The organism is Mesorhizobium sp. M0292 (assembly GCF_040321695.1).
GTDB lineage: Bacteria > Pseudomonadota > Alphaproteobacteria > Rhizobiales > Rhizobiaceae > Mesorhizobium.
Map to the genome: position 1 here is coordinate 393,155 of NZ_JAMYSB010000003.1, position 25,080 is coordinate 418,234.

A 25,080-nucleotide genomic window follows, 5' to 3' on the forward strand; every position below is an offset into this window, starting at 1 on the left:
CAGACTGGCCAGGCACGTCAGCCAAGGCGTTGCGGAGCGTAGGCAAGTGAACGATGCCGCCTTTGAGAGCTACGGCGTGAGCCACAAGGGCTGCGTGCGCGACCACAATGAGGACAGCTTTCTGGTCGAGCCGCAGATCGGCCTCTGGGTGGTGGCCGACGGCATGGGCGGGCACGAGGCCGGAGAAGTCGCTTCGGCAAGCATTGTCGAGCATCTGGCGACGATCGGCATCGCCAGTTCGGCGCCGGATCTGCGCGCCCGCTTTGAGGATCGGCTGAACCGGGCGCATGCCGAGATCCGCCGGATTTCGCGCTCACGCGGCGTGACCATCGGCTCCACCGTTGCCGCACTGCTGGCCATGGACGGCAGGTTCGCCTGCCTGTGGTCGGGCGACAGCCGCGTCTATCTCGTGCGCAACGCCGCGATCTCGCAGATTTCGCGCGACCACACCGAGGTCCAGGAACTGCTCGACAGCGGCGCGATCAGCGCGGCCGAAGCGGAGAACTGGCCGCGCCGCAACGTCATCACCCGCGCCATCGGCGTCAACGACGAAATCGCCATCGACTTCCAGCAGGGAGAGACCCTTGCCGGCGACATTTTCATCCTCAGCACGGACGGCCTGACGGCGCATGTCAGTGACGCGGAGATTGCGGCTGCAGTGCTCTCGGCAGCGCCGCAGGCTGCCTGCGAAAAGCTGCTTTCCATGGTGCTTGAGCGCGGCGGCACGGACAACGTCACCATCGTTCTGGTCAAGATCAGAGACAAAGGCAATGGCCTGTCCCGAGCAGAAGGCCGCGACCGATGAGCTCCGACGACAAGACCCGGCTATTGCCCAACATGGCGGATACCAGCGTCGGCACGCAGCTCAGCGGCATCTACGAGCTCGACGAACGCATCGCGTCGGGCGGCATGGGCGAAGTCTATCGCGGCCACAACATCCAGACCGGCGATCATGTCGCGATCAAGATCGTGCTGCCGGAATTCGCCCGCGATCAGACGATCCTGTCGCTGTTTCGCAAGGAAGCCTCGATCCTCAACCATCTGTCGCATGACGCGGTCGTGCGCTACCACGTCTTCACCATAGATCCCGGCATCGGGCGGCCCTATCTGGCGATGGAATTCGTCGACGGCCAGTCGCTGTACGACGTCATGCGCGGCGGGGCGATGGCGACTCCGGATGTGCGCAAACTGTGCCACCGGCTAGCCTCGGGCCTGAGCGCCGTGCACCAGGCCGGCGCCATCCACCGCGATCTGTCGCCCGACAACATCATCCTGCCGGGCGGCCGGGTCGAGCGGGCAAAGATCATCGATTTCGGCATTGCGCGATCGGCCGCGGTCGGTGGCGAGACGCTGATCGGCGGCAAGTTTGCCGGAAAATACAATTACGTCTCCCCCGAGCAACTCGGGCTCTATGGCGGCGAGGTCAGCGAACAGTCCGACATCTACAGCCTGGGGCTGGTGCTGGCGGCGGCGCTGCGCGGCAAGCCGATCGATATGGGCGGCTCGCAATACGAGATCGTCGAAAAACGGCGGACCGTCCCTGATCTCTCCGGCATCGATGCCGATTTCAGGGACATTGTCGAAGCGATGCTGCAGCCTGACCCGGATGATCGACCGGCCAGCATGGCCGAAATCGCCCGGTTGACGCGCGACGACAGCGACGCGACCTTGCCGCCGGCATCGCTCGCGCCCCGGCCCGGTCTGCCGCGAACCGGGCAGACCGCAGGGCCTGTCTCGAAGGTCGGGGACTCGCCGGCCCAAGGCTTCGGTTCGGCCCCGCCAAGCGGCACGGCGGAGCCGTCTTTCGTGCCGCACGTGCGCCCGGCGCACCTGTCGCACCCGAAACCGGCTGCTGAAACTCCCAAGCGAGCAAGCACACCACCGAAGCGTGCTACTACAGGCAGAAATCTGACGATCGCGGTGCTGTCGGCGGTGGCCGTGGTATCGCTTGGAGGGCTCTATGCATCGGGTATCGTGGGATTCGGAGACCGGCCTCGCGTCACCGACACCGGCAAGCCGCTCCAACCCGAACTGACAAAGCCGATCGTCGCTGACAAGCCCGTTTCGGACACTGCGCCGGTCGAGAAGACGGTGCCAAAGCCGCAACCAGCGGAGACTCCGGCTGAAGATCAGGCCAAAGCGCCGGTCGAGCCGCAGCCGACGCCGCCAGTCGCGTCGAGCGCCACGGCCCCGCTGCCGGCCGCACCAACCGACAAGACCGTCGCGCTGCAACCGCCATCCGGCCCGTCACAGTCCGATGCCGCGAAGAACCCCGAGCCTGTCAGTCCGCCGGTAGAGCCCAAGGCGACAGCGCCAGCCACGCAAACACCTGAACCGACGGCCGAGGCCCCCAAACCCACAGCACCGACGCCGGAACCCACCGCTCAAGCGCCCGAGCCCAAGGCGCAGGCGCCTGAACCGACCGCGCAGGCGCCCAAGCCGGACACGCAGGCGCCTGAACCGACCGCGGAGCCTAAGCCGAGCCAGCCCGATATCGCCAGCGGTGAGCAGGCCGACAAGCCGGCAGAGCCCGACATTGCCATGAACGTGCCCAAGCCGGAGGTGCCGCCACCGGCCGATGCGGCCGCGGAGCGGGTCACCTGGGTACGCGCCTTCAATGGTGGTGATTGTTTTTTTGCGACGGTGACGTCGGTCGCCGACAAGGGTGTCGCGATCGAGGGCTTCGGCACGTCGGTGCCACCCTTCGAACAGTTGCTTGGGGAATTCCAGGCGAAGTTCCATGTCGAGCCGGATATCAGCGTCCGCCTTATCCAGCCCCCGCAATGCGGGATCACCGGCTTCCTGCGTTTCATGGGCGCGAGCACGGCCGACAGGCCGCAGCTTGTCCTCGACCAGACATCGGTGCCGGACGGCTCGCCGATCGACGGCACGCTGATGACGCATGGCGGGCTGGTGTCGAGCGTGTTCCTGATCGACCACAGGGGCATCGCGTTCAACCTCGACGATCATGTTGTCGTACAAGCCGACAAGGCGACCTTCTCGATCCCGATCGGGCTCGGCGCCGCCGACAAGGCGGCAGGCAAGGCGTTGCCGCAGATCATCATGGTGATCACCGGGCCGCAGGACATAAAGGCGGCGGACTTCACAACGCCGACGCCGGCCTCGGTGCTGTTGCCCAGGATCCTCGACGAGATCGGCGCCAGGAGTTCGGCATTTTCGGCGACCGCCAAATACTTCCGCCTCGGCGGCTAGCACCGACGCCGATGCAACGCCGTCGCCGAGATCCCGTCCTGCTTGCCCGGAACGTGCGCGTGAAGCTCGCCGCGAGCGCGGTCGCGACGCTGTTGCTGGCGCTTCTTTCCACCGGGCATGCGCGCGCCGAATTCACCGTCTGCAACCAGACGCTCGACGTCGTCAATCTTGCCGTCGGTCAGAAGGTCGACGATGCCGACAAGACCGATGGCTGGTGGACCATCGGCGCCAATCAATGCGTCAACGTCATTCGCGAGGAGCTGACCAACCGCTACATCTACATCTACGCGACGGATGTCTTCGGCCACGCCATTCTGGCAGGCTCCACCGACATGTGCATCGAGCGGCGGCGGTTCTCGATCCGCGGCATCGATGAATGCTGGCAGCGCGGCCATATCGCGGCGAAGTTTCTCGAAGTCGACACGCAGGAACAGGTGCGCTGGACCTTCTTCCTGACCGGAAGCGCACCGTGACGCACAGCATCGACACCAGCTTCAAGGCAAAGAAGCAGGCGCGCGCCGCGCTGCGCAGGCGCAGGATCTGGATCGGGCTGGCGGCTGGCCTGGCGACAATCGTCCTCGCCGCGATTGCCACCGGCTTTTATCTTACCGCCGACTACTGGTCGTTCGGCGACGAAGACGAGGAACTGCAAGCCGTCGAAGGCTCGGACGACGTGCCGGCCGACGCATCGGTCTACGTGCCGGCCATCATCGACCTTGCCGGCGACCCGATGTGGATCACACTGGCGCCGGAGGCGGGCGCCGCCAAGAGCCGCGGGATGCCGCGCCCGACGGAGCTCGACCAGGCCGGCATCTCCCCTCAGATCATGGTTCTCTCCGACGTGATGCTGAGCGCCAGCGAAAAATTCATGACGACGATCCCCTCGACGCAGGAGGATTTCGCCTTCTTCCAGGCGCAGCGGAAGACCGCGGTCGCGCCACCGGCCGAAACCGGCGATCCGCAGAATGACCTGCAGAACGATCTGAAGCCATCGCCCGGCGCGGACGGGGCTCCGGCGGCCTCCGGCCCAGCTCCTGACCCGCAGGTCGCTCCGGGTGCATCGACGGCGGCCGATGACCCCGAGGCCGGCTGGGGCGAGACCATCGATGAGGGCGAAGCAGCACTCCCCGCCTTTCAGAAGACAGCGGTCGAAAACAACACCAGCGTTGCCAACGTCAGCTCGGAATACCAGCGCTTCGAGGCGACCCAGGACATTTTCGTGAAAATCCTCAACGACCGCAGCCTGGACAGCGTGGCGCTCGATGCGCATTTTTCCGCCGACGACGCAAAGCTTGCCGGCGAGGCGCTGAAGGCGCTGTTCGACAAGGACGGCCTGCAGCCTGGTTATGTCGTGGCGATGCGCGGCTTTAGGCCGACGCGCGAGACCACGACGATGTCGCTGATGCAGGTCTCGATCTACGCCAGGAACGTCTTTGTCGGCACGCTGACACGCAACGCGGCCGGTGCCTTCGTGTCGGGCGTCGACCCGTGGGTGCGCGAGGACCTGTTCAATTATTCGGGCGCCGAGACCGAAGGCACGCAGAAACGGCAATACCGCCTGCTCGACGCGATCTATTCGACGGCGGCCCGCAACAATGTGCCGAGCGGCATCATTGGCGAAGCCATCATGTATCTGTCGCGGGGACAGGATCTGGATGCTTTCGCCAGCGAGGACCAGCGTCTTGTGCTGATCTATTCGCAGACGCCGCGCGGCAAGAACGAGACCGACGGACGGGTGCTCTATGTCGGTATCCAAGGCACGCAAAAGAGCTTGGATTGTTTCGTTTTCCAGCAGAGCGACGGCCAGTTTTCCTGCGTCTCGGGCGATGACCAGGTGCGCTCGCTGACGGTGGCCAACGGCATGGTGACGCCGGTCAACGGTGTCATGACGTCGACCTTCGGGCCGCGCAAGCATCCGATCCTGGGCGTTGTTCGCATCCACAAGGGCGTCGACTGGGCAGCACCCGTGGGGACCCCGATCGCAGCAGCCTTCGACGGCGAGATCATCTTCCAGGGCGACGGCGGCGGCTACGGCAATGTGGTCAAGATCGCCCATGGCGGCGGCCGCGAGACGCGCTACGCGCATATGTCGAAATTCGCCATCGCCAGCGGTGTCGGCACCAAGGTGAAGGCCGGCGACATTATCGGCTATATCGGCACCACCGGCCTGTCGACCGGGCCACATTTGCATTTCGAACTCTATCAGAGCGGTCAGGCGATCGATCCGCTCGGAACAGTGACCGCTGCAATCGCCGTCACTTCCAGCGATCCCGCCGTCGAAACGCTGACCGACCGTATCGTCCACGTCGAATCGGGCGGTAGCGCGCGGGCCAAGAACCCGCTGTCTTCGGCGACAGGCGCCGGCCAGTTCATATCCAAGACCTGGATCCGGATGATGAACACCTATCGTCCCGAACTGGCGCGCTCGCTGTCGACCGCAGACCTGCTCGCTTTGCGCTACGACGCCACCATCTCGCGTGAGATGGTGCGCAATCTGGCGCGCGAGGGCGAAGCCTATCTCAAGGCGCGTGGCCACCAGATCACCGCCGGCCGGCTCTATCTCTGCCATTTCCTCGGTATGGAAGGCGCCCATCAGGTGCTGGCGTCGCCGGGATCGGCGCAGTTGAGCGCCGTGCTCGGCTCGTCCGTTATCCAGGCCAACCCGTTTCTTGCCGGCAAGACCGCCAGCTACGTCGTCGACTGGGCGGAACGGAAGATGGGCCGCAAATTGCCGACGCCCGCCACCACCGATGCGGGCCAGCAGACGACGACGGAAGTCCGCCAGACATCGCCGGAGTTCGAAAAATACAAGCAGGCGATAACGGCACTGGTCGGCTCGATCCAAAATACTCTTGAGCCGGGCTAGAGCTGGCAGTTCGCCCCGGCTTTCGCCAAGCCGATTGGTTCTGAGGCCGGCGAATGGTATGTTTGCGGATATTTGGGAAGGTTTTTGGGTCCTTGTGAACCAAAACTGTGGCTGGGATCACATACGCCCAACAACCATTTTGGCAGAAGCGATACAGTCGCTGGTGAAATTTAGCATGCGCAGCCATCAATAACGCGCCCCATTGGGGCGGAGGGCCGATCCCATGAAAGCGTTTGCCGTCCTTTTGAGCGGAATTTTTCTGTTGATGTTGACCGCGCTTGGCACCGTCCAGGCGGCGGCGCCGGATGCCGGTGGCGTCAAACGCGTCGCGCTGGTCATCGGCAACAGCAAATACGTCCATGCCGTCGAATTGCCCAATCCGGCCAATGACGCACGCCTGATCGCATCGACGCTGCGCAATGCCGGCTTCGAGGTGATCGAGGGTGTCGACCAGGACAATGCCGGCATGCACAGCCTGATCAGCAAATTCACCGAGCAGTCCTACGATGCCGACCTCGCCGTCATCTTCTATGCCGGCCACGGCATGCAGGTCGACGGCAAGAACTTTTTGATCCCGGTCGACGCCGAACTGACGTCACCTGCCTATCTCAAGACCCGCACCGTCCAGATCGACGACTTCATGGCCGCACTGCCGCCCGACCCGGCGGTCGGCGTCATCATCCTCGATGCCTGCCGCGACAATCCGCTGGCACGGACGCTGGCGGTCGCGATGCCGAAGACCCGCTCCACCGCGCTGGGCACCGGCCTGGCGCCGATCGACCCTAAATCAGAGGGCGTCGGCACCGGCGGCATCCTGATTGCCTATGCCACCGACCCGGGCGCCATCGCCTTTGACGGCAACGGCGTCGACAGCCCCTACTCGACCGCGCTCGCCAGGCACCTGACCGAACCCGGCGTCGAGATCCAGAGCGCGCTGACGCGGGTGCGCGGCGAAGTGGCCGAGACCACGCAAGGCCGCCAGCGGCCATGGCACAACGCATCGCTGGGCCGCGAGGTCTTCCTTGGCAAACCGGCCGCCGAAGCCGCACCGATGGTAAAACCGGCCGCCGATGACGCGAACGCCGCGGCAGCGCCCGCTCCTGCTCTCGGCACCAGCGAACCGCCTTCGTGGGAAGTCGAGCAGCGGCTTTGGGACGAGGCCTCGAAGCGCAACACCGCGCCATTCTACGAAGCCTATCTCGAGCAGTTTCCGAACGGCCGCTTCGCCACGGTGGCGCGGCTCAACATCGATGCGCTGAACGATCCGAAAGCCCAGGAACGGGAAGTCGCCGCGCTTGCCGCGGACGAAGCGAACTCGGGTTCTGCCGTGCGCACCTCGGTCGGCATTTCGGACGACATGAAGAAGGTGCTGGGCACCGAGGAGACGGAGAACGCGATCGGTCTCGATCGCCAGGGCCGCATCGACCTGCAATTGCGCGTCGAGGCGCTGGGCAACGAACTTGGCCGCGTCGACGGCAATATCGGCGCCAAGACCCGGCAAGCGATCGGCGACTGGCAAGAGGGGAACGGGCTGCCTCCGACCACCTTCCTGACGCGCGAGCAACTGGCGTTCCTGGTTATCCAGACGGATCCGATGATGGAGGCCGTGCGTGCCAAGCATGAGGCCGACCAGGCCGGCGTGGACAAGCCGAGAAAACAGGTGGTGCAGAAGGCCCGCACGCTGAAGCCGGTGGCGGAAAAGCCACGCAAGAAGCAGTACGCCCAGAAGCCGCGCCGACAACAGCAGTTCGTGCAGAAAAGGCGCAACCGCGAGGTCGTGCGCGAGGACGAACCGCCACCGCGGGACAACAATGATTTCCTGACCAAGGCGCTGATCTTCGGCACCGGCGTAGCGGTCGGCGGCGTGCTCAAGAACTGACCGATCACATCGAACGGCAACAACGCCGCGTGTCCGTTGGACGCGCGGCGTTTTCTGTTAAATTTCAACATCCAGTCGAGATCGCGCCTAGTCATCCTCGTATGCGCTGAAATAGTTCCGGAACTTTCACGCGCGATCAAGTGCTAGTGCAGAGCATTCGGCCGAAGGAGAGTAAAAACCTTGTGGCGGCAGATGGATGGTGGTTTGGTCTTTCCTAGTGAGAGAGGAATCGGATGTCCAGACTTTGGCTAACTTACGCTTGGGTAGACAACCAGAACGCGGACGTGGATTTTGTCATTCAGTCCCTGAAAGACCTTGGCCTGGATGTGAGATACGATCGAGCTGAACTGCTCACTGGAAGACGTTTGTGGGATCAGATCGACAGAGGCATCTCCGACCCGGCCAGAACTGACGCGTGGGCTATTTTTGCGACCAAGCAGAGCCTAGAAAGCGAGCCTTGCCAAGAAGAGATTGCATATGCCTTAGATCGCGCGCTCCGAACGCGCGGCGGTGATTTTCCCTTGATTGGGATATTCCCGCAACCGATTGAACGCGGTTTGATCCCTTCAGCAATAGCGACGCGACTATGGGTGAGTCTTCAGGACCCTAACTGGGCTAAGCAAATTGCTGCCGACCTGTCGAAAACGCCGAAAAAGGCAGAGGGCGACAGAGTTGAGAATTTTGTCGTCGGATACCACACGCAAGGTGAGGAAAAAATCGTAGAATTGAGACCTCGAGCGGGTCAATGGTACCCAGCCATATTCGCAGTGCCCACCGCCGAATACTCCAAAGTCAGACTGATTGCGGTTGGTCCAGCCGGCCGACCCCCAATGACCTCCATGGTGTCTGAGAGCGATGTCGCGTTTCCGGGCTACAAGGGAATTCGACTTGGCAACGCAATCAACAACCTGACCAGCATCTATGTTTATCTCCAGGGACAGCCCTCAGAGATTGTGTTCGGCGCCGAGGGAGAACTCTATCGTTTGTTTTCTAAAGGCGAATAGGAATGCGCAAGGCGCATCCGATGCTGGTAGCGGGAACTTTCCGAATTCGGAAGGCCACAAGAACCTGCGCCGGAGACTGACGCGATTTTCGCTAGATGATGCGGCACGAACAGCCTAGTCAAAAGCCGATGGAGCTCGGCCGATAGGACGAAAAGCATGCTGTCAAAAGACGCAGCCAGCGACACTATTGCGCTTTCACCCGCATCTCGACCCGGCGATTGGTGGGATCGTAGGGGTCGGGGTTGCGTGGATTGGCCTCGCCGAGACCGACCGCCTTGATGCGGTTGGCTTCGATGCCGTTGGATTCGAGGAAGGCCGTCACCGACTGCGCCCTGCGCTGCGACAGGCCTTCATTGTAGGTCGCCGAGCCGGATGCGTCGGTATAGCCTTCGACGACGAAGGACAGCTTGCTCAGCCGATCGTCCTTCAGCGCCTTGGCGAACTCGTCGAGTTCGCTGCGCGCCTTGGCGTCGAGCTCGGACGAATCCAGGCTGAAATTGATCAGCATATCGAGGCGGGTCTTCTCCGGAGGCTTTTCTTTCTGGCTGGTCTTGCTCTTGCACTCGTCCTCGGTGCCGACACAAATCCCGCGTGCCGCGCCGTGATCGATAGCGCCGGCAAAGAACTTCACAATGTCTTCCGATTTCTGAAGTGGGTCGGCATAGACGTGCGTCGAGAAAAGCACGGTCGCCAATGCCAAGACTGAAATGTGCCGCTGCATAACGGTTACTCCCGTTTCGAGCATCCGATTTTCACTCAGGCCCGATCCATGGATCCGGGCCAACTCTTCCTGTTCGACAATGATCTGTCGAGATCACGGTCGGCTGTGGAATATACCAAACCGTGAGGCGTTTGTCTGTGAACAACGTCATGGACATGTGGTGGTCGACAGACTTGACCCGCGCCTCGCAGGCGGGTTGAGTGAGGGCTGGGGGAGGATAACAGCAGCGATGGTCAACGGGCTTCGATTCCAGACCGCACGCGATCTCTTCGCCGCGAACACGGCTGTCGCCCGGGACATGACGGCCGTTCCGACCGACCAACCCTCGCTCGAGTTCTGCCGCCGGCTGATGGCCGGGCGCATCCCCGAGGAAGCGATTACCTTTTGCGCCTATCTCCTGCCTGACCGGGCCGCAATCTGGTGGGGCCATGAGTGCCTTGGGCATCTGACCGAGCTGCTCGAAGAGCAGGATCTCGCAACGCTGGCCCTGATCCAGGACTGGGTCGGCGACCCCAACAATGCGAGCCGCCGGGAGGCTGTCGCCGGGGCGGCGATGACGCAGCAGCACACGCCTGCCGGCTGGATCGCGCTAGCGGCGCAACGGCACATCAATGGCCTGACGCCGCAGACCAACGGGTCGAGGCTGCGGCCGCTGCCGGCTGCGCATGCCGTCAATGCCGGCATACTGGCCGGACTGGCGCGGGTTGCGGTGGCGGACCGTTTCTCCGTGCTCACCGCCTTTGTCGAGATGGGCATCCATCTGGCCGAAACCGAGGCGCTGCGCCGAGCCTGATTGCTCTGGATCGTGATGAGATTTCATTGAAATCTGATCCAACCCATTGTTGGCGGTCTCATTTGCAGCCGTTTTGCGCCCATTTGCCGAGTGCCACCTTGAAGCGCGTGCCCAGCGGGTGTTGCAGGCGCAACACCGAGACATCATTGGTGACGTAGGTCTTGGCCTGGTCGCACAGCCGCTCCTCGGTCCATTGATGACAGTTGCTGCACTGGTTGTCCCAGACGGACTTTTCCAGGCCCTCGACCGGACTGAAGTGCGGCTTGCCCTGGATGAGTTGGGCGATGCTCTTGCCGTCGATCGCCGGGTCGCCGAAATTGACCGGAACGTCGAAAAGGACTGGCGCGTCCGAGCCCAGCTTCGGAATTTCCTCACGCAGCTGTTCCAGCGCCTGCTCGCCGGCGTCCGCACCCGGCGGATTGGCGGCCGCGCCGGTGCGCGCCTGCGTATCGCCTTCGGGCGCAGCCGCGCCGGAATCGCCGACGATCAGCGGCGCCTTGAGATCGACCTTGTGAAGCACGACATCGGTGGTCAGCGAAACGTTGATCCAGGGCCGCTGGCGTCCGGCTGTGGCCTTGAACACATCCGACGTAACCCGGTTCATCGCTTCGGTGATCGAGACGTTGACCTCGCCGATATGGGCAAGCAGCGCCGCCGAAAATGGCGAGTGCTCGCCCGGTCCGTCATAGGCGAGCTGGTTGGGACTGGCAGCGAAGGCGACCAGCGTGCCGGCGCCGCCATTCTCGATCGGTATTTCGGCAAGGCCGCTGCTTGCCGTGCTGTCGCCGCCAGTCTCCTTGGCAAGCACATCGGCGAGCGGGTTGTCGCGGCAGGCGTCGAGGAACACCAGCCTGATGCTGGTCTCGCGCGACATCTGCCGCAGGATGAAGTCCACCTGCACGGCTTCGAAGTCGAGCGAGGTCTCGTCCTCCAGCGCCGCATCGACAGGCAGCAGGTAATTCCTGCCCGAGACCTGCAGGCCATGACCGGCATAGAAGAACAGCGCGATATCGGCGCCACGCACCTGCCGCGCGAATTGCGCGATCTTTTCCTGCGTCTGCGCCTTGGTGAGATCGAGGCCGGAGACGATTTCGAAGCCCAGCCCCTTCAGGCGATCGGACATTGCCTGCGCATCGTTCACCGGATTGGGCAGCACCGGCGCGTTCCGGTAATGGGAATTGCCGAGCACCAGGGCGATGCGGCGTTCGGCACTGGCCGCGGTCATGGTAATGGTCATGGTCAACGCAAGCGCCAGCACCGCGAGGCCGATGCCGCGCATGAAGTTGCCGCAACTTGCAATCATGTCCAAACGCACCGGATTCCTTTTCGGTTGACGGGCCTTCTCAGTTAAGGACCGGCTCAGTTGGCGAGCGGCGTGGCGGAGAACTCGATCCGCCGGTTCAGCGCCTTGTTCTTCGGCGTATCGTTCGGCGCCACCGGCTTTTCCTCGCCATAGCCGGAAGCCGTGATCTGCGCCGATGGAATGCCCGCAGCGATGATCGCGTCGGCGACCGCCTTGGCGCGCCGTTCCGACAGGTTCTTGTTGGCCGTCGGCGACCCGTCGGAATCGGTATGGCCCGAAACCTCGACCTTCAGTTTCGGACATTTGCCGACGACGCCGACCACCTCGGCCAGCAGTGGGCGGCTCTTTTCATCGAGCCGAGCGCTGGCTGGGCGAAAATAGACGGCGCCGGTGCGCGACAGCACCTCGAACCTGTTCAGGCATTCATCGTCGCTGAAGGACGTCTTGCCTGCATCTGTGGCGACCGGCCCGGCATCGGCTGGGGCTGCGACGGCAGGCGCCGCCGCCGGCTTGGCCCCATCAGCGGTGAAGACGAAGTCGAACGACACCGAAGCCGTCGGGACGATGCTGCTGACATTGGCCGCCTGCTGGAGTTTTTCGATGTTGGGCAACAGGCCGAAATCCTCGACATGCACGGCGACCGGCGCCTCCGAGGCGATCGACACCATGCTGTCGGTGATCATGGTGACCACGACATTGGCCTCAAGGTCCTTGTCGACGCCGTGCAGGCTCAGGCGAAACGGGATATGCGCGCTCATGCGCCGTTTGGTGGCGAGATCGGCAAAAGCGGCGGGATCGACTTTCGCCGTCACTTCCGCCGTCGGGAATTTAAAGGTTTCGAAGAACAGGAAGCGCATGCGGACATTGCGAAGGTCGATGCCGGTGTCGACCGAGTTGAGGTCGAACGTGACCTTGGCGGCGCCATCCGATGTCAGCGTGCCCGAGAGGTTCCTGATCTTGTTGGTTTCGACAATGGTGTTCTTCTTCACCGATTGATAGGTGAGCGTCGAATTCGCCGGATCGAGCGTCCAGTTCGGCTGCGCGTTGGCCGCCTGCGGCGCAAGCAGCAACAGACCGAACACCACGACCACCAGAGCGGGCCGACGCCAGCGCTGCGACGACTTTCCATGCCTTACTAATCCGACGACCCCGAACATGCATGTCCCCCGTGACAACACATTTCAGTTGCGATGACGGCGGTCGAACGCCGTGACCTCAGCCAGCATAGAGCGTTAGCCGCGGCTTAGCGAGTAGCGGAGGCGTGATATCGCCGTTGCTTGCTCGGACAGGCCCCGGTTATCGGCTGGCCCACAGCACCCCACGCTCGAAGATGGTGCGCATTTGCGGGACGGAAAACTCATCCGCGGTGTGGCCGAGCGCGCTGAAGAAGACGCGGCCCTTGCCGTAGCGGCGCTTCCAGACCACGGGCATGACGACGCCGTCGATGAAGTCGAGATGCTCACCGCTGAACGTCGTCGTCGCCAGCACCTCGTTGCTCGGGTCGACATGCATGTAATACTGCTCGGAATGGTAGGCGAAACCCTCGATACCCCTGACGATCGGATCGTCGCTGATGATGTCGACACGGTAGTGGATGATGTCGCCGGGGTGCGCGACCCATTGGCCGCCGGTCATGAACTGATAGGCCGGCTCGTTGCGAAAACTGTCGCCCATGGTGCCGTGGAACCCGGCAAGGCCGGTTCCGCCGCTGACGGCGGCGGTGAGGTTTTGCAGCTCCGGTTTCTCGATCGTCGACATGGTGATCACCGGCACGATCAGATCGATGGCCGGGAGCTGCGGATCGGCGAGCGCCGATGTGCCCTCTTCTATCCGCACTTCGAAGCCATGCCCCGTCAATATCTCGCTGACGACAGCGGAGCTGCGGGCCGGCGTGTGACCCTCCCATCCGCCCCAGAAAATCAGTGCCGTCTTGCTCATGCTCGTCTCTCCTTTGGTCGGCAATATTGATAGGCAAGCGGAACGCTTTTGTCTTCCCTTCCATGATGGGCATTCTGGGACGGGCATTTCTGGTCGGAAATCACGACCCGGCGATGAATTCCGTGGATGAGGACCGATTGGCCGCGCTGGCGTCTTGTTTCAATGCCGGGCTGCACTCAAATCAGCTGTCTTCGCGTTTGCGCAGACATCGGTCCGATCCGCCGCAACCAGCCGGAGCCTTCCGGGGAGACCGCTCTATGAGTTTCGACCAGACGACTGTCGCCGCTTATCTGGAAGTCATCACCATCAACCTTGTGCTGTCTGGCGACAATGTCGTGGTGATCGGCATGGCGGCCGCAGGCCTCGCCAAGGCGTTGCGGCAGAAGGCGATCATCGCCGGCATTGCCGCGGCGGCGGTGATCCGCGTCGTCTTTGCGGTGATCGCGGTGCAACTGCTGGAAATTCCGGGGATCATGCTGGTCGGCGGCATGCTTTTGTTCTGGGTGTGCTGGAACATGTTCCAGGAGTTGCGCTCGGCCGGCGACGGCGAGGACGTCGACACTGAAGCCGCAGCACTTGCGACGGCGCGGCCGGCCAAGGCGCTGCGCACCGCGATCCTGCAGATCGTCGTCGCCGATGTCTCGATGTCGCTGGACAATGTGCTGGCCGTGGCGGGCGCCGCCGCCCACGACATGAATGCGCTGGTGTTCGGTCTCATCCTGTCGGTGGTTCTGATGGCGGTCGCCTCGACGCTGGTGGCGGCGCTGCTTGCCAGGTATCGCTGGATCGGCTGGCTCGGTCTGGCAATCATCGTCTATGTCGCGGGAAATATGACTCTGGACGGCGTCGAGCAGATGAGAACGGTCGACTTCCACGCGCTGCTCTCGCCAGTTGCAAGCTAGATCCTCCTGGCGATCAAATGATATCGAAAATCCGCCCTGGGTTGAGAATGTTGTGCGGATCGAACGCCACCTTCAGCCGGCGCATGGCTGATAGTTCGGCGTCGCTGCGCACGAGGTTCAGCCATTTCTTCTTGTCGAGGCCGATGCCGTGCTCGGCCGAGACGGCGCCACCGCATGCCGCCACGCCGCGATAGATGATCTCATAGGCGGCCGCCGGTTCCGTGGTGTCGACCTGATAGTGCAGATTGCCGTCGCCGAGATGGCCGAAGACGTAGATCTCGGCGCGGCTGTCGACGGCGTGGATCGCGGCTTCGGCGTTGCGCAGGAAACCCGCCATGGTCGCCAACGGGATGCTGATGTCGACGCCGATCATGCCCTCGATCGCAAACAGGAAGCGGTTGGCCTCTTCGCGCACATCCCATAGCGCACGGAATTCGCGCGGCGACTGCGAGACGACCACGTCGGCGACGATGCCGTCTTCGACCGCCTGCATCAGCACCGAAGCGAAACGCTCGCCGTCCAGCTCGGCCTGATTGCCCTGGATCTCGGCCAGCACGTAAACCGGCGCGCCGGCCGGCAGCGGCGCCGGCGCCGCCATGCCGGCAATCATGGAGCCGTAGAGCGGCGAGAAATTCACCTCATAGGCTGACAGCAAGGGACCGAGCCGCTGCTTGAGCAGGTCGAGCAGCGCAATGGCCGCCCCCAGCGAGCCAAGGGCGCAAAAGGCGGCAACCTCGGTGGCGGGCTTGGGATGCAGCCGCAGGCAGGCGCGAGTAACCACGCCCAGCGTGCCTTCGCTGCCAATGAAAAGCTGGTTGAGATCGTATCCCGAATTGTCCTTGGCCAGGCCACGCAACGAAGTCAGGATCGAGCCGTCGGCAAGCACGGCCTCCAGCCCCAGCACCTGGGCGCGGTACATGCCGTAGCGCAGCACGCGAATGCCGCCAGCATTGGTGGCGATGTTGCCGCCGACCGTCGCCGTGCCGCGCGCGCCGATATCGACGCCGAACATCAGGCCGGACGCATCGGCCGCTTCCTGCACCATTTGCAGCGGCGCGCCGGCTTCCGCGATGATGGTTGCCGCGGCGCGGTCGGGCGCTTCGACCGCGGTCATGCGCTCCAGCGACAGCACCGCTTCGCCCGGCTGCACGCGCGCGCCGCCGGCCAGCCCGGTGCGGCCGCCATGGACGACCAGCTTCTGGCCGATACCACTGCATAGGCGCAGGATTTCGGCGACGTCGGCGGCGTTGCGCGGACGCAAGACCAGTTCGGGCTGGCCGCCGCCCTTGCCGGAGAGGTCGTCGCCATAGCGCGGATCGATAGCATCGCCGATCACAATCGCGGCGGCATCGAGCCGACGATATAGCTGGGAAAGAAGCCGATCGATCTGTTGTGTCATGGTGCCTGGACTTTTCAGCGCTCTTTGTGACCGAGACTTTGATGCGCGACAATTTTCGCGTCAATTGAACAAATTTACGCACGGTATAATCTGTCATTGCGCGTTGAACCCACTGACGTTTCCTGTAAATTTCGTCTGCCGTTGCGTGGCGGACGCGCCGGCTGCAGGACCGTGGGCAGCGTCAAGGGATGACCGAGGTTCTGGCGCGTGCCAGACGAGGATTGAATGCCAATGACGCACAAGACGATGGAGGATTTCGCCCGCTCCTGCGGCGTCTCCAGGCCGACGCTGTCGAAATATTTCGACGATCCGACCAGCGTCAAGCCGGCAACGCGCAAGCGCATCGAAGAGGCGTTGCGGTCGTCCGACTACCAGCCCAATCTGTTTGCCCGCAACCTCAACCGCAAGCGCACCCGCGCCATCGGCATTGTCGTACCGACGGTCACCGATCCCTTCTATTCCGAAATGGTCAGCCGCATCGAGCTCAGGCTGCGCGACGAGGGCTACTGGCCGATCGTCATCTCCTCGCATGGCTCAACCGAGCTCGAAATGGAGGCGACACGTACCATCCTGTCGCTGAAAGTTTCGGGCGCGCTGATCGCGCCGCTCGGCTTGCGCTCGGACCGGCGCGCGCTGGAGAAGCTGACCCAGACAATGCCGGTCGTCTATTTCGATACCTATCTCGAAGGCGGCACGCCCTTTGTCGGCAACAACAATGCCCAGAGCGTCTCGACCATCGTCGACTATCTCTGCCGCTCCGGCGACGCCCCGGTCTATTTCGATATCCCGCATGTCAATCACAATTCGCCGGAGCGCCTGAACAGTTACATCGCCGCGATGCATCAGCTTGGCCAGGACCCGGTGGTTATCGGCAACACCCGAGACTACACATGGGATTTCGAGCGCATCGGCTACGAGCAGATGGAACAGATGCTCGGGGCCAGCGGCCTGCCGGGCAAGACCAGAGGTCTGTCCGGCAAGACCGGAGGTCTGCCCGGCAAGACCATACTGTGTGCGAATGACCGCCTGGCTTTCGGCGTGATGGCGGCAGCCTTCGCGAAAGGGCTGAAGATCGGCCGCAAGGCCGATTGCGACCTGCGTATCGCCGCCCATGACGACCATCCGCTGAGCCGCTACACCTGCCCCGCACTGACCACCATCGCGCAGGATTTTGCCGCCATGGCGGGGCGCAGCGTCGAGACATTGCTCGCTTTGCTCAACGAGGATAGGGCGAACGTCGCGCCGAAGGTCAGCCTTGACGCCGCCCTGGTCATGCGTCAGTCCGCTTGAAATTTCCAAAGGCGGGATCGAAGCTGAGCCACGCGGCAATGGCGGCGGCAACCGCCTGTCTCGCTGCCGGGCCGTGACGGCCCATAGAGACGAAGCCGTGGATCTGACCGGGCCAGTGTTCCAGCACGACCGGCACGCCGGCCTCGTGCAGACGCCTGGCATAGGCCTCGCCCTCGTCGGCGAGGATGTCGTGACCGGCGATGGCGATGAAGGCGGGCGGCGCGCCGGCGAGGCTATCCGCCTTCAGCGGTGAGATGCGCCAGTCGACGATGTCGGCGGCGTCGCGGATGTAGTGATCTCGGAACCAGGCCATGGTCGAGGCGGTCAGGCCAAAGCCTGCGGCGAAGCGGCGATAGCTGTCGGACGTCTGCCCGGCATCGGTGTTGGGATAAAACAGAAGCTGCGCTGCCGGCGGATTTTTGTCCCCTCGCGTGAGCAGGCCGAGCACCGTGGCGAGATTGCCGCCGGCGCTGTCGCCGGCAACCGCGATGCGGGCAGCGTCGATGCCGAGTTCGTCCGCGGCGCTTTGCATGAAGGCAAGTGCCGCTCGGCAATCCTCTATTGCCGCCGGGAATTTGTGTTCCGGCGCCAGCCGGTAGTCGACGGAAACGACGACAGCGCCCGCCTCGTTGGCGAACCAGCGGCAGATCTCGTCATGCGAGTCGAGATTGCCGATCACCCAGCCGCCGCCATGGAGATAAAGCAGCGCCGGAGCGCCTGCCGAAGGCGCGCCCTGCCCGCGATAGATCCTGAGCCTCAGCGGACCGCTGGGTCCTGCAATGATGCGCTCGCTGATCGACGCGACCAGCTCGCGCTCGCCTTGCAGGGTCGGGAAGCCTTCATTGTAGGCACGGCGCGCCTGCTCAGGCGTTCCCGTTTCGAACGGCGGCGCGCCGGCCTGGCTGCCGAGCTCGAGCAAATGCCGGGCCTCCGAATCGAGTGTCGACAGGGACGGTGGCGATGTCACGGACGAATCTCCCGTCAGGCAAGCAGGCTTGCCGCTTCGTCTTCGCCAAGCAGCGGCGGCTGGTCGACCGTGCCGTTGACCGCGACGGAGCCGCGGCTTTCGCCCGAGGCCAGGATCGCCTCCATGATCTCAAGCACATGCAGCGCCAGCTCGCCCGAGGCGCGCGGTTTTCTGCCCGCGTCCAGCGCGCGCGCCAGATCGGCGACGCCGAGCATGCGGTAATTGGCACGGTCGGGCGCGGCATAGGGCCAGTTGCGGGCGCCGTAGAGTTCGTTCTTGCTGGCGAAATCGGCCCAATCGGCGCCACGTTCCGACAGCGAGACCGTGCCGCCGAACGTGTCGGGATCGGGTAGCCTGAGCGAGCCTTCGGTGCCGTGCAGTTCGATCGGATGGTTGGAGTGTTTGAACACGTCCCAGGAGGCGCCGAAGGTGACGGTGGCGCCGGAACGGAATTCGAGCAGCGACATTATGTTGGTCGGCGTGCCGACCTTGAATGTCGTGTTCTTGAACGGCCCGTCGGCCGTGATCAGCCTCTCCTCCTGGCCGCGCGTCGCCATCGCCATGACGCGCTCGACCGGCCCGAGCAGATTGACCAGCACGGTCAGGTAATAGGGACCCATGTCGAACACCGGACCGCCGCCGGGTTGATAATAGAATTGCGGATTGGGATGCCAATGCTCCATGCCGCGCCCCATCATGAAAGCGGTGCCGGTCACCGGCTTGCCGATGGCGCCGTCATCCATCAGCCGGCGCGCGCGGCGGCCGGCTGCACCCAGGAATGTGTCCGGCGCCGAGCCGATCAGCAGGCCGCGCTTCGCGGCCTCGGCGACAAGGCGGCGGCCGTCGGCGGCGGAGGTTGCCAGCGGCTTTTCGGTGAAGACATGCTTGCCCGCCGAGAGCGCTGACAACGAAATGTCGAAATGCGCCGCGGGGATTGTCAGGTTCAGCACGAGGTCGATATCGGGGTCGGCCAGCAGCGCGTCAACGCCCAGGGCGCGGATGCCGTATCCCCTGGCGCGCAGCTCAGCCATGTCAGCGGAAATGTCGGCGCAGGCGCGTAGCTCGACACCACCGAAGAGCGCTGCATTGCGCAGATAGGTCATCGAGATGTTGCCGCAGCCGATGACACCGATGCCGAGCTTTGTCTCTGATCCGTGCATTTCCAGCTTTCCTCTCAAGCCAAGGGCATGCTGCGCAACCGTTGCAGTTCCCACGACCCCCCGCAATCCGCTATACAGGACTTTAAATGTTGACGCGCGTAAAATTTTTATAGAGCATGTGAGAGTTCTGGCGCAGGATGGGAGGCCGCCAGCGTGAGGAGGAGAACATGACCGGCATGAAAAACGGCCGACGGCCGCTGCGAAGCCCGTGGGTCATGCGCGCTTTCCGTCGCGCATCAGAGACCGGGATGGGTTCAGGCATAGATCACCTTGGCCCCGATCCTATCAAGCTCGCTGCGTATTGGACCGGGCAGGCCATCGTCGGTGATCACCACATCGACGGCCGACAGCGAAAATGCCTTGGACGTCCCGCTGACGCCCCATTTGCTCGAATCGGCGAGCAGGACAACGCGCCGGGCCATGCGAACGAGGTTTCGCTTCGTTCGCGCCATGTCTTCGTTCACGTCGACCACATCCAGTGACGAGTCTATCGCATGCGCTCCAACAAAGACCTGATGCGCTACCAGGCCGCCGAGAGCCGTATCGGCATCGGTGATCAGCGTGCTCACCGTGTCGGGATAGACCCGGCCGCCGATCATATGAACGTCGAGCCCGGGACGATGCATAAGATGCTGCACGATATTCATGGCCGTGGCCGCGACCACGACATTGCTGAGCGGCGGTAACTGCATGGCAAGCTGCATCAAGGTCGAGCCACCGTCGAAGATGACTGACTGGTTGTGCTCGAAAAGGTCGAGCGCCGCCCGGGCGATGCGCTTCTTTGCGTCGAGGTTCGTTTGCATCCGCCGCGCGAACGCGGCCGTCGTCGAATCGGTGGTCCGGGTCACCGCCCCTCCACGGGTCTTGGTCAGCAGTCCCTTGCGGTCCAGTATTTCGAGGTCGGAGCGCACCGTGACCTCCGAGACGCCAAACCCGTCCGACAGGTCCTTGATGCGAACCTGTCCGCTGCGTTGCACCTCGCCCAGGATCGATTGGCGTCTCTGCTCCGACAACATTGCCCTGCCTTGCCTTCCCGGGCCAGGCAATCGCCCTGGCCTCGGCTCACCTTACCGGAAATATGCAGATTCGAAAGCTTTCGAAAGATTGTTTTTCTTTTTTCTTTCGGAAACACTGGATTTGGCATTTTTAAATCAACCGATCAGGGAATTTTGGACTCATGAGCCTAGGAACCAGGGTGCGCCTCGCGCGCCTCTTCTCGCATCCATCGGGGAACCTTTTTGGCGGCGCGGTCGACCACTTCGTCGGCTATGGCGACGTGCGCAAAGGCGGCCTTGCCGACCTGCCGGGTGCGCTCGCACGCGTCATGGCGGGCAAACCCGACTACGTCAGCATCCAGCCTGGCACCGCGCGCCATCTGTGGCCGCAATATGCGGGCAAAGCTTCCCTGGTGATTCAGGCGGGCTGCTTCACTGCGGACGATCGCATCAGCGAGTTGATCGCAACGCCCGAGGACGCGGTGCGCGCGGGGGCCGATGCGTTGGCCGTGGCCATTCCGGTGCGCGGCGCGACGGAGGGCAAATACATACGCTGGCTGACCGATTCGGTGAATGCGGCGGCCCGCTACGGCATGCCTGTGGTGGCGCATATCTACCCTCGCGATTTCACCGACGGAGCAAAGATCGTCTTCACCCCCGACGAGATCGCCTATGCGGCGCGCATCGGTTACGAGTCCGGCGTCGACGTGATCAAAATCGGCTACACCGGCGATTTCGAGTCGTTCCGGGAGACCGTCCGGACCTGCCCGGTGCCGGTTGTCATCGCGGGCGGTCCAAAGACCGATACGCTGCTCGGCGCGCTTCAGCAGACGGCGGATGCCATCCGTGCCGGCGCGCGCGGCGCCGTGGTCGGCCGCAATCTCTGGGGGCACGGCGATCCGGAGAAGGCAGCGCTTGCCTTTCGCGGCGTCATCCATGACGGCCTTTCGGCGCAAGACGCCCTGGCGAAGGCGGGTGCCTGAACGATGCCCACCATCCCCTCGATCCTCGGCTTCGGCGCTATTGCGATCGACGACATCGTCTACGTCGATCAGCCATTGTCGGCGGGCAAGGGTAAGGTTCTGCAAAGTACCCGCGCCTTCGGGGGAAATGTCGCGACGGCGCTGGCCGCCGTCGCGCGGCTCGGCGGAACCGCCGGGTTCGTCGGATGGCTGGCCAGTGCCGCGGACGACGCGGTGCAGTTCGATCTCGTGGCGAGCGGTATCGAAACCGCATTCGCGCCGCGCCATCCCGACGCGCGCCCGGTGCACTCGCGGATCACCGTCGGCTCGGACGGGGAAAGGTTCATCGCGTATGACGACGATGCGATGCTGGGCACCGCTCCGGACTTTCCGGACGATATCCTCAGCCGCGCAACCGTCCTGATCGTAGATAGCTATGCGACCGGGTCGCTGGATGTCGTGGCTCGGGCTCGCGATCTCGGCCTTGCGATCCTCGGCGATATCGAATGGAGCAGCGGCCCCGCCACGGAGCGGCTGATCGCGCTCTGCGACCATCTCATTCTTCCACTTAGCTTTGCACGGACTGCCACGGGGCGCCGATCGCCTGCCGAGATGCTCGATGCCTTGTGGTTGCCATCCCGATCCGCCGTGGTTCTGACCGATGGAGGCAGGGGTGTGTACTATCGCGGCCGTGAAGAGACAGGTCTCTGGCACCTGCCCCCGCACCGGGTTGCGGTCGTCGACTCCACAGGCGCGGGTGACTGCTTTCATGGCGCCTATGCCCATGCGTTGACGCGCGGAGCCGACACTGCGGGCCGGGTGGCATTCGCGGCCGCGGCGGCGGCCGTTTCGATAACGGGGCGTGGCGGGCGCGAGGCGCTTCCGACCGAGGACCAGGTCACGCAACTCCTGGCATCGGCGAACGCGCCGTCAGTAGTCCAACTGAAAAATGCGCATGTCGATGCTGGAGCATGAACTGAAACGATCCGAGGAAACATTTCGCAGGCGAACACAAGCCCAGGAGAATCATAAAAATCGGGGCTTATACTTGTGGAGGGAGGAATATGGCAGAAGTCATTCTTGAGAATATCTGCAAAACTTACGGGAACAGTTTTCGCGCAATCGATCAGTTGAACCTATCGGTCAAGGACGGCGAGTTCTTGATTCTCGTCGGGCCGTCGGGCTGCGGCAAATCCACGGCGTTGCGAATGATCGCGGGGTTGGAAGACATCACCAGCGGCAGCCTTCGGATCGGCGGCATCGACGTCGTCGACATGCCGCCCAAGGACCGCGACATCGCGATGGTCTTCCAGAGCTACGCGCTCTACCCGCATATGACGGTATCCGAAAACATCGCCTTTTCGATGCGGCTGGCAGGCAAGCCGAAGGCCGAGCGCAAGAAGCGCGTGGACGAGATCGCCAAAACTCTTCAGCTGACGTCTTTGCTGGACAGCAAACCCGCGAACCTGTCAGGCGGGCAGCGTCAACGGGTTGCCATGGGCCGCGCCATGGTGCGCGAGCCGGCCGCCTTTCTCATGGACGAGCCGCTTTCCAATCTGGATGCGAAACTGCGTGTGCAAATGCGCGCCGAAATCACCAGCCTGCAAAAGCAGCTCGGCGTCACGACCATTTACGTGACCCACGATCAGATCGAAGCGATGACGATGGGCGACAGAGTCGCGGTGTTGAAAGGCGGTGTGCTGCAGCAGGTCGACACACCCAAGAGGCTCTATGAATCGCCGGTTAACGCCTTCGTTGCCGGCTTCATCGGCTCTCCTTCGATGAACCTTTTCGAGGCGACCCTGAAGGGCGGCGAGCTCGCTTTTCGCGACTTCGCCGTCCGGCTGCAGGATGCAGCCTTCGTGCGCAGGCCGGCCTTGAGGTCGTATGCGGGGCGCAAGGTCGTGTTCGGGATCAGACCGGAGGATCTTTATGACAGCAGCCTTGAATCCGGTCGCAAGTATCAGACGATACCGGCCAGGGTGACCTCGATCGAGGAACTCGGCTCCGAACAGATCGTCCACATGAACATCGACGCGGTCCGGGTGGACTCCGGCGATCCGGATGCGGTGGACGATTTCGGCCTGGCGTCGAACGCGGTGGCGAGGTTCGAGCCGATCAGCGCCGTCCGCTCCGGCTCGGAAATCCGGTTGGCCGTGGATGATGCCAAGTTCCATTTCTTCGATCCCGAAACGCATCTGGCGATCTGAAGATCTGCGGAAGACCGCGGGCGGGAGCGAGGTGCCTGCGGAAGATACAAGAAGGCTTCTGAATGAACAGACGATCGTCCGCATTGTGCGGCCGACCTTGAAGAAGGAGGAGAAAATGATGTTTCGGATACGACCCGCGATGCTGAAAATAGCCGCGGCCGCATGGTTGCTTGGTGCAACCGGCGCCATGGCGGACACGACGCTGGAATTCACCCAATGGTGGGAGCCCGAATTGCCGGCGGGATCGCTCAGGGCAATCATGAACGACTTCGAGGCTGCAAACCCCGGCATCAAGGTGACGCTGGTCAGCGGTCCCTATGCGACTACGCGAGACCAGATCTCGGTCGGCGCCGCAACCGGAACGCTCAGCGACGTCGTCGGTCTCGACGGCGCCTGGGTGAACAATCTGAACGCGCAGGGTGCGCTGGCCGACATGAACCCGATGATGGATGCGAGCGGGTTTGACAAGACCCAGGTCGCGGATATCATCAAGGTGGACGGCAAGGCGGTGATGTTTCCCGTGGCTTCGTTCGTCTATCCGGTCTTCGTCAATCTGGACCTCGCCGCCCAGGCAGGCGTCACCAAGCTGCCGTCGACCCGCGCGGAGTTTCTCGAAGCCGCCAAGAAGATGACCCATGCCGACAAGAACCAGTATGGCTGGGTGCTGCCCCTGTCGCTGCAAACGCCGTCCGGTGTCCAGAACGACCTGATGTCGTGGGTCTGGGCCTCGGGTCAATCGATGATGGTTGAAGGCAAGCCGGCTCTCGAGGGCAAGCCGGTCGTCGATATGCTCACTTTCGTCAAATCGCTGAACGACGCCGGCGTCATCTCGCCCGGCATTGCCACCAAGACCGAGCAGGAAAAGGTCGAGGAATTCGTCAACGATCGGGTCGGAATGATGATCGACTCGCTCGCGCATGTGAATCTCATCCGCAAACGCAATCCCAAGCTGAACTTCGACCTCATCCCGGTCCCGGTCGTGGCGGACTACAACGGCAAGCGCGGCCTTCCCTATGCCTCCTGGGGCATCGGCATCTCCGCCGCCTCGAAACATCAGGATGAAGCCTGGAAGCTCGTCCAATATCTGATGAGTGAAAAGGTGAATGCCAAGCTCGTGTCGCTTGCAAACGCTTTCCCGGGCAACGTCAACGCCAAGCCCGATTTCGTGACCTCGGACAAGGCTTTCGCCAAGGCTTTCGAAATCTTCAAGACCGGCTATCTCGCCAACGAGTTCACGGGGCTGCCGGTGGCCGAAGACCTGATGACCAAGTTCGATGTGGAAGCCCAGAAGATGCTCGCCGGCGAGCAGTCTCCGGAACAAGCCGCAGCCAACGCTCAAAAGGGCTGGGTGGAGAAATTCTGAGCTGCCTGTTCCCGTTTGCTATCTTCCGCCGGGGGGCCCGGCCTCGGCCAGGCCACCCGTCAACAACGGATCGGCAATTTGAGATGGACCTGTTTGCGAAGCGCACCTTCCTCTT

At 63.2% G+C, this 25,080-nt stretch carries 21 protein-coding genes; 13 read left to right on the forward strand and 8 right to left on the reverse strand.

Annotated features, from left to right (window positions below; all coding sequences use genetic code 11):
- The first annotated feature begins 46 nt into the window (after positions 1–46).
- The 6 genes from NKI96_RS06785 to NKI96_RS06810 all read left to right on the forward strand — a co-directional run bounded on the left by NKI96_RS06785 (position 47) and on the right by NKI96_RS06810 (position 8,962).
- The gene (locus tag NKI96_RS06785) at positions 47–805 is read left to right on the forward strand and encodes a PP2C family protein-serine/threonine phosphatase (protein ID WP_023714861.1); all 759 of its coding nucleotides are present in this window, start codon (positions 47–49) and stop codon (positions 803–805) included.
- Entirely contained in the window at positions 802–3,213 is a 2,412-nt protein-coding gene (locus NKI96_RS06790) for a serine/threonine-protein kinase (protein WP_023714862.1), read from the forward strand. The genes NKI96_RS06785 and NKI96_RS06790 overlap by 4 nt, the downstream gene beginning before the upstream one ends.
- A gap of 11 nt (positions 3,214–3,224) precedes the next feature.
- The gene (locus tag NKI96_RS06795) at positions 3,225–3,686 is read left to right on the forward strand and encodes a DUF1036 domain-containing protein (protein ID WP_352803438.1); all 462 of its coding nucleotides are present in this window, start codon (positions 3,225–3,227) and stop codon (positions 3,684–3,686) included.
- Positions 3,683–6,079 carry a M23 family metallopeptidase gene (locus tag NKI96_RS06800; protein ID WP_352596877.1) on the forward strand — a complete coding sequence of 799 codons (2,397 nt, stop codon included), beginning with the start codon at positions 3,683–3,685 and terminating at the stop codon, positions 6,077–6,079. Before NKI96_RS06795 ends, NKI96_RS06800 begins: the two co-directional genes overlap by 4 nt.
- Before the next feature lie 223 nt (positions 6,080–6,302).
- Positions 6,303–7,958: a caspase family protein gene (locus tag NKI96_RS06805; protein ID WP_352596879.1), complete on the forward strand. Its 1,656-nt coding sequence runs from the start codon at positions 6,303–6,305 to the stop codon at positions 7,956–7,958.
- Between the two features lie 233 nt (positions 7,959–8,191).
- Complete coding sequence (locus NKI96_RS06810; RefSeq protein ID WP_352596881.1) at positions 8,192–8,962, forward strand: toll/interleukin-1 receptor domain-containing protein; 771 nt, start codon at positions 8,192–8,194, stop codon at positions 8,960–8,962.
- A gap of 184 nt (positions 8,963–9,146) precedes the next feature.
- On the opposite strand, the gene NKI96_RS06815 is transcribed toward NKI96_RS06810, so the two are convergent.
- Positions 9,147–9,683 (reverse strand): OmpA family protein, encoded by a 537-nt coding sequence (locus NKI96_RS06815; RefSeq protein ID WP_031214562.1) that lies wholly within the window; start codon positions 9,681–9,683, stop codon positions 9,147–9,149.
- A 160-nt stretch (positions 9,684–9,843) separates the two neighbouring features.
- Between NKI96_RS06815 and NKI96_RS06820 the strand changes: the two genes are divergently transcribed.
- Positions 9,844–10,476, forward strand: a complete 633-nt coding sequence (locus NKI96_RS06820; protein WP_352625537.1) for a DUF6931 family protein — start codon at positions 9,844–9,846, stop codon at positions 10,474–10,476.
- Between the two features lie 58 nt (positions 10,477–10,534).
- Here NKI96_RS06820 and NKI96_RS06825 read toward each other — a convergent pair whose 3' ends face one another.
- The 3 genes from NKI96_RS06825 to NKI96_RS06835 form a co-directional block, all read right to left on the reverse strand.
- Complete coding sequence (locus tag NKI96_RS06825; RefSeq protein WP_023667915.1) at positions 10,535–11,779, reverse strand: caspase family protein; 1,245 nt, start codon at positions 11,777–11,779, stop codon at positions 10,535–10,537.
- A 56-nt stretch (positions 11,780–11,835) separates the two neighbouring features.
- A complete protein-coding gene (locus NKI96_RS06830) occupies positions 11,836–12,936 on the reverse strand; it encodes an OmpA family protein (RefSeq protein ID WP_023682638.1) in 1,101 nt (366 codons plus the stop codon).
- Between the two features lie 139 nt (positions 12,937–13,075).
- Positions 13,076–13,717 (reverse strand): ThuA domain-containing protein, encoded by a 642-nt coding sequence (locus tag NKI96_RS06835; RefSeq protein ID WP_023667913.1) that lies wholly within the window; start codon positions 13,715–13,717, stop codon positions 13,076–13,078.
- A 257-nt stretch (positions 13,718–13,974) separates the two neighbouring features.
- On the opposite strand from NKI96_RS06835, the gene NKI96_RS06840 reads away from it, so the two are divergent.
- Positions 13,975–14,619 carry a YjbE family putative metal transport protein gene (locus NKI96_RS06840; protein ID WP_352758141.1) on the forward strand — a complete coding sequence of 215 codons (645 nt, stop codon included), beginning with the start codon at positions 13,975–13,977 and terminating at the stop codon, positions 14,617–14,619.
- A 13-nt stretch (positions 14,620–14,632) separates the two neighbouring features.
- Here the strand turns inward: NKI96_RS06840 and NKI96_RS06845 are convergent, their stop codons facing one another.
- Positions 14,633–16,018, reverse strand: coding sequence for an FAD-binding oxidoreductase (locus tag NKI96_RS06845; protein WP_352803441.1), 1,386 nt, complete (start codon positions 16,016–16,018; stop codon positions 14,633–14,635).
- A 225-nt stretch (positions 16,019–16,243) separates the two neighbouring features.
- On the opposite strand from NKI96_RS06845, the gene NKI96_RS06850 reads away from it, so the two are divergent.
- Positions 16,244–17,308: a LacI family DNA-binding transcriptional regulator gene (locus tag NKI96_RS06850; protein ID WP_352787671.1), complete on the forward strand. Its 1,065-nt coding sequence runs from the start codon at positions 16,244–16,246 to the stop codon at positions 17,306–17,308.
- Here the strand turns inward: NKI96_RS06850 and NKI96_RS06855 are convergent.
- The 3 genes from NKI96_RS06855 to NKI96_RS06865 all read right to left on the reverse strand — a co-directional run bounded on the left by NKI96_RS06855 (position 17,289) and on the right by NKI96_RS06865 (position 20,451).
- Complete coding sequence (locus NKI96_RS06855; protein ID WP_352787668.1) at positions 17,289–18,275, reverse strand: alpha/beta hydrolase; 987 nt, start codon at positions 18,273–18,275, stop codon at positions 17,289–17,291. The genes NKI96_RS06850 and NKI96_RS06855 overlap by 20 nt on opposite strands.
- 14 nt (positions 18,276–18,289) lie before the next feature.
- Positions 18,290–19,435 carry a Gfo/Idh/MocA family protein gene (locus tag NKI96_RS06860; RefSeq protein WP_352803443.1) on the reverse strand — a complete coding sequence of 382 codons (1,146 nt, stop codon included), beginning with the start codon at positions 19,433–19,435 and terminating at the stop codon, positions 18,290–18,292.
- 254 nt (positions 19,436–19,689) lie between these two features.
- Complete coding sequence (locus tag NKI96_RS06865) at positions 19,690–20,451, reverse strand: DeoR/GlpR family DNA-binding transcription regulator (RefSeq protein ID WP_023724284.1); 762 nt, start codon at positions 20,449–20,451, stop codon at positions 19,690–19,692.
- Between the two features lie 161 nt (positions 20,452–20,612).
- On the opposite strand from NKI96_RS06865, the gene NKI96_RS06870 reads away from it, so the two are divergent.
- The 4 genes from NKI96_RS06870 to NKI96_RS06885 all read left to right on the forward strand — a co-directional run bounded on the left by NKI96_RS06870 (position 20,613) and on the right by NKI96_RS06885 (position 24,965).
- On the forward strand, positions 20,613–21,413 hold the full coding sequence (locus tag NKI96_RS06870) for a beta/alpha barrel domain-containing protein (protein ID WP_352787662.1): 801 nt from the start codon (positions 20,613–20,615) through the stop codon (positions 21,411–21,413).
- Between the two features lie 3 nt (positions 21,414–21,416).
- The gene (locus tag NKI96_RS06875; protein ID WP_352787659.1) at positions 21,417–22,367 is read left to right on the forward strand and encodes a PfkB family carbohydrate kinase; all 951 of its coding nucleotides are present in this window, start codon (positions 21,417–21,419) and stop codon (positions 22,365–22,367) included.
- Between the two features lie 89 nt (positions 22,368–22,456).
- The gene (locus NKI96_RS06880) at positions 22,457–23,602 is read left to right on the forward strand and encodes an ABC transporter ATP-binding protein (protein ID WP_352803447.1); all 1,146 of its coding nucleotides are present in this window, start codon (positions 22,457–22,459) and stop codon (positions 23,600–23,602) included.
- Positions 23,603–23,717: 115 nt separating this feature from the next.
- Complete coding sequence (locus tag NKI96_RS06885; RefSeq protein ID WP_023820943.1) at positions 23,718–24,965, forward strand: ABC transporter substrate-binding protein; 1,248 nt, start codon at positions 23,718–23,720, stop codon at positions 24,963–24,965.
- The last annotated feature ends 115 nt before the right edge of the window (positions 24,966–25,080 follow it).

What these genes read in the sequence shown, in the direction of transcription:
- NKI96_RS06790 (WP_023714862.1), top strand. Translation starts at nt 802, where the DNA reads ATGAGCTCCGACGACAAGACCCGGCTATTGCCCAACATGGCGGATACC.
- NKI96_RS06795 (WP_352803438.1), top strand. Translation starts at nt 3,225, where the DNA reads ATGCAACGCCGTCGCCGAGATCCCGTCCTGCTTGCCCGGAACGTGCGC.
- NKI96_RS06805 (WP_352596879.1), top strand. Translation starts at nt 6,303, where the DNA reads ATGAAAGCGTTTGCCGTCCTTTTGAGCGGAATTTTTCTGTTGATGTTG.
- NKI96_RS06810 (WP_352596881.1), top strand. Translation starts at nt 8,192, where the DNA reads ATGTCCAGACTTTGGCTAACTTACGCTTGGGTAGACAACCAGAACGCG.
- NKI96_RS06815 (WP_031214562.1), bottom strand. Translation starts at nt 9,683, where the DNA reads ATGCAGCGGCACATTTCAGTCTTGGCATTGGCGACCGTGCTTTTCTCG.
- NKI96_RS06825 (WP_023667915.1), bottom strand. Translation starts at nt 11,779, where the DNA reads ATGATTGCAAGTTGCGGCAACTTCATGCGCGGCATCGGCCTCGCGGTG.
- NKI96_RS06830 (WP_023682638.1), bottom strand. Translation starts at nt 12,936, where the DNA reads ATGTTCGGGGTCGTCGGATTAGTAAGGCATGGAAAGTCGTCGCAGCGC.
- NKI96_RS06835 (WP_023667913.1), bottom strand. Translation starts at nt 13,717, where the DNA reads ATGAGCAAGACGGCACTGATTTTCTGGGGCGGATGGGAGGGTCACACG.
- NKI96_RS06840 (WP_352758141.1), top strand. Translation starts at nt 13,975, where the DNA reads ATGAGTTTCGACCAGACGACTGTCGCCGCTTATCTGGAAGTCATCACC.
- NKI96_RS06845 (WP_352803441.1), bottom strand. Translation starts at nt 16,018, where the DNA reads ATGACACAACAGATCGATCGGCTTCTTTCCCAGCTATATCGTCGGCTC.
- NKI96_RS06850 (WP_352787671.1), top strand. Translation starts at nt 16,244, where the DNA reads ATGCCAATGACGCACAAGACGATGGAGGATTTCGCCCGCTCCTGCGGC.
- NKI96_RS06860 (WP_352803443.1), bottom strand. Translation starts at nt 19,435, where the DNA reads ATGCACGGATCAGAGACAAAGCTCGGCATCGGTGTCATCGGCTGCGGC.
- NKI96_RS06865 (WP_023724284.1), bottom strand. Translation starts at nt 20,451, where the DNA reads ATGTTGTCGGAGCAGAGACGCCAATCGATCCTGGGCGAGGTGCAACGC.
- NKI96_RS06870 (WP_352787662.1), top strand. Translation starts at nt 20,613, where the DNA reads ATGAGCCTAGGAACCAGGGTGCGCCTCGCGCGCCTCTTCTCGCATCCA.
- NKI96_RS06875 (WP_352787659.1), top strand. Translation starts at nt 21,417, where the DNA reads ATGCCCACCATCCCCTCGATCCTCGGCTTCGGCGCTATTGCGATCGAC.
- NKI96_RS06880 (WP_352803447.1), top strand. Translation starts at nt 22,457, where the DNA reads ATGGCAGAAGTCATTCTTGAGAATATCTGCAAAACTTACGGGAACAGT.
- NKI96_RS06885 (WP_023820943.1), top strand. Translation starts at nt 23,718, where the DNA reads ATGATGTTTCGGATACGACCCGCGATGCTGAAAATAGCCGCGGCCGCA.